The sequence below is a fragment of the Neobacillus mesonae genome (assembly GCF_023715155.1).
Taxonomy (GTDB): Bacteria; Bacillota; Bacilli; order Bacillales; family Cytobacillaceae; genus Neobacillus; species Neobacillus mesonae_A.
Genome location: NZ_JAMBNQ010000171.1, coordinates 1 through 226 on the forward strand (window position 1 = coordinate 1; position 226 = coordinate 226).

Sequence of the window (226 nt, forward strand, 5' to 3'; positions counted from 1 at the left end):
GTCCTTCATCGAAGCTATGAAAGACAACTTCCTTCCAAAAATCTATATTTTGTCTTTCATCAGAGCTATGAAAGACAGCTTCCTTCATAAGATCAAGATTCTGTCCTTCATCGAAGCTATGAAAGACAACTTCCTTCCAAAAATCTATATTTTGTCTTTCATCAGAGCTATGAAAGACAGCTTCCTTCATAAGATCAAGATTCTGTCCTTCATCGAAGCTATGAAA

Annotated in this window: 1 protein-coding gene; it reads right to left on the bottom strand. The window is 35.8% G+C overall.

Annotated elements, in window-relative coordinates; translation table 11 throughout:
• The coding region (locus tag M3183_RS27010) for a hypothetical protein (protein ID WP_251475134.1) at window positions 1-226 on the bottom strand (226 nt) is incomplete at both ends.